Genomic DNA, 6,341 nt, shown 5'->3' with positions numbered 1-6,341 from the left:
TACGCCATGAAGGCGCACGGTCAGCAAAAACGCAAATCGGGCGATTTGTATTTTTCCCATCCCCTTGAAGTGGCAGCCATTCTCACGGGGCTGAAGCTTGACGATGCGACGATTGCAACGGCGCTGCTGCACGATACCATCGAAGATACCGAGGCGACGCGCACCGAAATCGATCAGTTGTTTGGCCCCAAAATTGGGGAATTGGTCGAAGGTCTGACCAAGATCAAGCGCCTCGATCTGATGACGAAAAAGGCCGAGCAGGCGGAAAATTTTCGCAAATTGCTTATTGCGATTTCGAGCGATATTCGGGTGCTGCTCGTGAAGCTCGCCGATCGGTTGCACAATATGCGAACGCTCGAGCACAACACCGCCGAAAGCCAACAACGCAACGCGCAAGAAACATTAGACGTTTATGCCCCGCTCGCTGGTCGCATGGGCATGCAGGAAATGCGCGAGGAACTCGAAGAGCTGTCGTTCAAGGTGCTCGACCCCGACGCCTACCAGGTGGTGATGCAGCGGCTCGATTCGCTGGCCGAGCGCAACCGCAATCTGATCGGCATGATCGAGGGGCAGCTCACCAAGAATCTCGAGAAGAACGGCATCCTCGCCCGGGTCAGCGGCCGCCGCAAAAGGCCGTTTTCGATCTGGACCAAGATGAAGCGCAAATCGGTCGGCTTCGAGCAGCTGTCGGATATTTTCGGCTTTCGCGTGGTTCTGAAGGACATGGAGGCCTGCTACCGGGCGCTCGGCGTGGTGCATACCACCTGGCCGGTCGTGCCCGGCCGTTTCAAGGACTACATCTCGACACCGAAGCAGAACGACTATCGCTCGCTGCACACCACGGTGATCGGCCCTGGCAACCAGCGGGTCGAATTGCAGATTCGCGACGAGGACATGAACCAGATCGCCGAATACGGTATCGCCGCGCACGCGTTCTACAAGGATGGCATCGGTTCGCCGACCGAGATGTTGAAGCGCGAATCCAATGCCTTTTCCTGGCTCCGTCATACCATCGGGATTCTATCCGAAAGCACCAATCCGGAAGAGTTTCTGGAGCATACCAAACTCGAGCTGTTTCACGACCAGGTGTTCTGCTTCACCCCGAAGGGCAAGCTGATCGCGCTGCCGCGCAACGCCAATGTGGTGGATTTCGCCTATGCCGTGCATACCGATGTCGGCAACAGCGCCGTGGGCTGCAAGATCAACGGCAAGTTTGCGCCATTGTCCTCGGAATTGCAGAACGGCGATGAGGTCGAGGTGCTGACCTCCGCCGCGCAGCAGGCGCCGCCCTCGGCGTGGGAATCACTGGCCGTCACCGGCAAGGCTCGGGCCGCGATCCGCCGGGCGACGCGCACCGCGGTGCGCGATCAATATGCCGGTCTTGGCCGCCGCATCGTCGAGCGGCTGTTTGCCCGGGCCAAGATGGAATATGCCGACGACCAGTTGAAGGGGGCGCTGCCGCGGCTGGCGCGCGCGACCATTGACGACGTGATGGCCTCGGTCGGGCGTGGAGAGTTGCGGGCCGCCGACGTGGTCCGGGCGATGTATCCCGACTACAAGGAAGAGCGCATCGGCCGCTTCGCCACCAGCAACCGGAAGGCTACCGCGGACCGGGTCCGGACGCCCGATGGCGTCGGGCGGTTCACTTCGATCATCTCGATCGGTGGCATCAATTCCGACCTGCCGGTGAAATTCGCGCCGAATGGCGGCGCGGTGCCCGGCGATCGCATTGTCGGAATCGTCACGCCGGGCGAGGGCATCACGATCTATCCGATCCAGTCGCCGGCGCTGAAGGATTTCGAGGAGGAGCCGGAGCGCTGGGTCGATGTCCGCTGGGATGTCGACGAATCCTCGCCGCAGCGTTTCCCGGCGCGGCTGTTCGTGCAGAATGTCAACGAGCCCGGCAGCCTGGCGCAGATCGCCCAGGTCATCGCCGACCATGACGGCAACATCGACAACATCAGCATGCACCGCCGTTCGCCCGATTTCACAGAGCAGAACATCGATATCGAGGTCTATGACCTCAAGCATCTGAGCGCTATCATCAACCAGTTGCGCGCCAAGGCCGTCGTCGCCAAGGTCGAGCGCGTCAACGGATAGCGTTGTTCTTCAAGCTCTGGAATGCCGTCATGACCAAGCCCTTGCCGCTGCGCCTCGGCGTCAACATCGATCACGTTGCCACCTTGCGTAATGCGCGAGGCGGGCAACGTCCCGACCCCGTGCGCGCCGCGCTGGCCGCCATCGAAGCCGGCGCCGATGGCATCACCGCGCATCTGCGCGAGGACCGCCGCCATATTCGCGACAATGACATGGCCCGGCTCAAGGCTGCGATTTCGAAGCCGCTGAATTTCGAGATGGCGGCGACGCCGGACATGGTGCGGATCGCGTTGGCAACCAAGCCGCGCGCGGTTTGCCTAGTGCCGGAGCGGCGCGAGGAACTGACCACCGAGGGCGGTCTCGACGTGGTTGGCCAGCGCGAGTCGCTGGCACCTTCGATCGCCCGATTCAGCGATGCCGGCATTCGCGTGTCGCTGTTCATCGCGGCCGACCCTCAGCAGATCGAGATGGCCGCCAGGCTGCGCGCCCCGGTGATCGAGTTGCATACCGGCGCCTGGTGTGACGCCATCGAGGACGGCAACACCGCCAAGGCCGCCAGCGAATGGCAGCGCATTGTCGCCGGCACGACATTGGCGAACTCCGCGGGGCTGGAAGTTCACGCCGGTCACGGCCTCGATTATGCCACCGCGGAGATGATGGCGGCGCTGCCCGGGATCATGGAATTGAACATCGGATACTTCATGATGGGCGAGGCGCTGTTCGTCGGCCTGGCCGAGACCGTGCGCCAGATGCGGGCGGCGATGGATCGCGGGCGGGCCAGACTGGCCGCGAACCCATGATCATCGGCATCGGCTCCGACCTGATCGATATCACGCGGGTGGCCAAGGTGATCGAACGCCATGGTGAGCGGTTTCTGGAGCGCATTTTCACCCCCGCCGAACGCGCCAAGGCGCAGCGTCGTGCCAACAACGAAAGAATGCTGGTCGCCACCTACGCCAAGCGCTTTGCCGCCAAGGAGGCCTGTTCCAAGGCGCTCGGCACCGGCATCCGCCAGGGTGTATGGTGGCGCGACATGGGGGTGGTCAATCTGCCGGGTGGCCGACCGACGATGCATCTCACTGGCGGCGCCATGGCCCGTCTGGAGGCGCTGACACCGGCGGGCTTTGAGACGCGGATCGACCTCACCATCACCGATGACTGGCCGCTGGCGCAGGCCTTTGTCATCATCTCGGCGGAGAAGATAAAGGCTGGCTGACCCCACCGGTATTTACGAACGCAACTCAAACGTGTCAAATGCGAGCGCAACCGGCTGCGGGACGTTTCACGAACAAGGCTGCCAATAACGAACAGTTGAAATTGCTTGCCAATTATTTCAATGGCCTTGCTGCCGCGTTCGTTTCGGTAGGTCTAATCGGGCTCATGTTTGCGCTGTTCTATGGTCTTGTCGCTGCAGGTGTCGCCGTCCTTACGATCGCAGCAGGATTCTGGTTTGCCTTTTGATGAGTTCAGCCCCACATCTTTCAGGGCGAGCTATACTTGGAGGCATCCAAGGATGACCAATTTTGCGATCTTCGCGTTCATTTGGCCCGTCGTAGGTACGTTTCTCGTTATCGGGTTTGGCCTGTTCTTGGCTCGTCGAACCCGGGCTCTGTACGAGAGGGCACAAGCCGAGGAGCGTCAGGCTTCATATCGGGCAGTCGTAGCGAATTCCGAGCAGCAGCCTTCGCCACAACGGGCTGAAGCCTGACCGAGAGTAACGCGCCCGAACAGAATTCTCTAGTTACACCAGAACATTAGCCAATTTTAATGCGTTGGATGACGGTTCCGTCGATTGCAGCCCGGCGAACAACCGGCTAAAAAGCCGGCGACAGCCCCAAACGGACCGATTGTGATCTAACCCCTCTGGGTTTGCGCCGCAATTAACTCTAAACATCAGAATCAGAGCCTTTTCTCATCGCGTTGCCACTTTCGCGTGAGACAACAGCACCAGCGGCGCGGCGATCGCGACGGGAATCGGGAAAGCTATGAGCGTGACATCCGGAACCAAGACCGAAAGCGGCGTCGGCGAAACCATCCGCGTCGTGATCAACGCCCTACTGATTGCGCTGGTGATCCGGACCTTCCTGTTCCAGCCGTTCAACATCCCGTCTGGCTCGATGAAGGCCACCTTGCTGGTGGGCGACTACCTGTTCGTGTCCAAATATTCCTACGGCTACAGCCATTATTCGATCCCGCTATCGCCCAACATCTTCTCCGGCCGGGTATTCGGTTCCGAGCCCGCGCGGGGCGACGTCGTCGTATTCCGGCTGCCGAAAGATGACACCACCGATTATATCAAGCGGGTGATCGGGCTGCCGGGCGACCGCGTCCAGATGAAAGAAGGGCTGCTCTACATCAACGACAAGCCGGTGCAGCGCGAACGGCTCAGCGACTTCGTCGGCGAGGATCCGTGCGGCTCCGACGCCACCGCGCGCGTCAAGCGCTGGAAGGAAACGCTGCCCAACGGCGTGACCTATGAGTCTCTGGATTGCGTCGACAACGGCTTCTACGACAACACCAACGTCTACACCGTGCCTCCCGGCAACTTCTTCATGATGGGCGACAATCGCGACAATTCCACGGATAGCCGGGTGCTGTCGGCGGTCGGTTATGTGCCCTATGAAAACCTGGTCGGGCGCGCGCAGATGATCTTCTTCTCGATCGCCGAGGGCGAGCACGCCTGGCAGATCTGGCGCTGGCCGACGGCGGTGCGCTGGAGCCGCATCTTCTCTATCGTGCGATGAAAGACGATAGCAAAAATCCGATCGACATCGCGGCGGGAACCGACGAATTGACTCCGCCTGAGGCCATTCCGGAATCCGCCGCGGCGAGAAAGAAGCGCAAGACCGCGACGCTGAAGGCGGCTGCGGCCGAGATCGAAATCCGGATCAGCTACGTCTTCAAGGATCCGGTGCTGCTGGCCACTGCTTTTACCCACGTCTCGGCATTGAAGGCCGCGCGTAACCGCGCCGATAGCTACCAGCGCCTTGAATTTCTCGGTGATCATGTGCTCGGCCTGGTCGTGTCCGACATGCTGTACCGGGCTTTTCCGGCCGCCGACGAGGGCGAATTATCGAAGCGACTGGCTGATCTGGTGCGCAAGGAGACCTGCGCCGATGTGGCCCGCGCGCTGGGTCTGCTCGAGGGCATCAAGCTCGGCACGGTCGGCGCCGGCGCCGGCGCCCGGTTGCGCAAATCGGTGCTCGGCGACATCTGCGAGGCGGTGATCGGCGCGATTTTCCTTGATGGGGGCTACCCCGCCGCGGAAAGTTTCGTGCAGCGCAATTGGGTCGAGCGGATGCGCAAGCCGGTGCGGCCATTGCGCGACGCCAAGACCGTGCTGCAGGAATGGGCGCAGGGCAAAGGTCTGCCGACGCCGGTTTACCGCGAGGTCGAGCGATCGGGCCCGCACCACGACCCGCATTTCAAGGTCGCGGTGGATGTCCAGGGCCTGGTGCCCGCGGAAGGCGAGGGCGGCAGCAAGCGCGCCGCCGAGAAGGCGGCCGCGCAGGCCATGATCGCGCGTGAAGGCGTCAGCAGTGGCGGCATTGAAGGATGATGTTTTGAACGTAGCCGACGAACCCCGCGACGAGATTCACGACGAACCGCATGACGCGCCGCATGCGGCGCCGGCCGATACCCGCTGCGGTTTTGTCGCGCTGATCGGCGCGCCCAATGTCGGCAAGTCCACGCTGGTCAATGCGCTGGTCGGCTCCAAGGTTACCATCGTGTCGCGAAAGGTGCAGACCACGCGCGCGCTGATCCGCGGCATCGTGATCGAGGACCATGCCCAGATCATCCTGGTCGACACGCCTGGCATCTTTCAGCCCAAGCGCCGGCTAGACCGTGCCATGGTGAAGACCGCCTGGAGCGGTGCCCATGATGCCGATCTGGTCTGCATCCTGCTCGACGCCCGCGAAGGTATCGATGAGGAGGCCGAGGCGATCTTCAACCAGTTGGAAAAGGTCAATCATCCGAAATTTCTGGTGATCAACAAGGTCGATATCGTCTCCAAGGAAAAGTTGCTGAAAGTGGCGATGGCCGCGAATGAGCGCATGAAATTCGTCGAGACCTTCATGATCTCGGCGATGACCGGCGACGGCGTCGACGATCTGCGCCGCGCGCTGGCCAAGGACGTGCCGCCGGGCCCGTATCACTATCCCGAAGACCAGATGTCGGATGCGCCGATGCGGCACCTCGCGGCCGAGATCACCCGCGAAAAGATTTTCCGCCAGTTGCATCAG

Annotated in this window: 7 protein-coding genes; all 7 read left to right on the top strand. The window is 61.6% G+C overall.

Translation table 11 applies throughout. The annotated features are described in order from the left end of the window. Window positions 1–2,100 (top strand): bifunctional (p)ppGpp synthetase/guanosine-3',5'-bis(diphosphate) 3'-pyrophosphohydrolase (locus tag Q0S16_RS10615; protein WP_295847967.1); only part of this gene is annotated, 2,100 nt, incomplete at its 5' end. A gap of 29 nt (window positions 2,101–2,129) precedes the next feature. Continuing rightward, window positions 2,130–2,897 carry a pyridoxine 5'-phosphate synthase gene (locus tag Q0S16_RS10610; protein ID WP_295847965.1) on the top strand — a complete coding sequence of 256 codons (768 nt, stop codon included), beginning with the start codon at window positions 2,130–2,132 and terminating at the stop codon, window positions 2,895–2,897. Continuing rightward, a complete protein-coding gene (gene acpS / locus Q0S16_RS10605; protein WP_295847961.1) occupies window positions 2,894–3,313 on the top strand; it encodes a holo-ACP synthase in 420 nt (139 codons plus the stop codon). Before Q0S16_RS10610 ends, acpS begins: the two co-directional genes overlap by 4 nt. A 38-nt stretch (window positions 3,314–3,351) precedes the next feature. After that, window positions 3,352–3,558, top strand: coding sequence for a hypothetical protein (locus Q0S16_RS10600; protein WP_295847959.1), 207 nt, complete (start codon window positions 3,352–3,354; stop codon window positions 3,556–3,558). A 524-nt stretch (window positions 3,559–4,082) separates the two neighbouring features. Continuing rightward, window positions 4,083–4,841 (top strand): signal peptidase I, encoded by a 759-nt coding sequence (lepB, locus tag Q0S16_RS10595; protein WP_295847957.1) that lies wholly within the window; start codon window positions 4,083–4,085, stop codon window positions 4,839–4,841. Continuing rightward, window positions 4,838–5,656 (top strand): ribonuclease III, encoded by an 819-nt coding sequence (rnc, locus tag Q0S16_RS10590; protein ID WP_295847954.1) that lies wholly within the window; start codon window positions 4,838–4,840, stop codon window positions 5,654–5,656. The genes lepB and rnc overlap by 4 nt, the downstream gene beginning before the upstream one ends. A 34-nt stretch (window positions 5,657–5,690) precedes the next feature. Further along, window positions 5,691–6,341: GTPase Era (gene era, locus Q0S16_RS10585; protein ID WP_295847969.1), on the top strand; the 651-nt coding region annotated here is incomplete at its 3' end.

It is taken from the genome of Tardiphaga sp., assembly GCF_025356345.1.
Taxonomy (GTDB): Bacteria; Pseudomonadota; Alphaproteobacteria; order Rhizobiales; family Xanthobacteraceae; genus Tardiphaga.
Note: the sequence above shows the minus strand (reverse complement) of the source record. Positions and strands in the feature narration are given on the sequence as shown.

Bases quoted from the DNA above. Each gene is read 5' to 3' on its own strand.
- Q0S16_RS10610 (WP_295847965.1), top strand. From the start codon at position 2,130: ATGACCAAGCCCTTGCCGCTGCGCCTCGGCGTCAACATCGATCACGTT.
- acpS (WP_295847961.1), top strand. From the start codon at position 2,894: ATGATCATCGGCATCGGCTCCGACCTGATCGATATCACGCGGGTGGCC.
- Q0S16_RS10600 (WP_295847959.1), top strand. From the start codon at position 3,352: ATGCGAGCGCAACCGGCTGCGGGACGTTTCACGAACAAGGCTGCCAAT.
- lepB (WP_295847957.1), top strand. From the start codon at position 4,083: ATGAGCGTGACATCCGGAACCAAGACCGAAAGCGGCGTCGGCGAAACC.
- rnc (WP_295847954.1), top strand. From the start codon at position 4,838: ATGAAAGACGATAGCAAAAATCCGATCGACATCGCGGCGGGAACCGAC.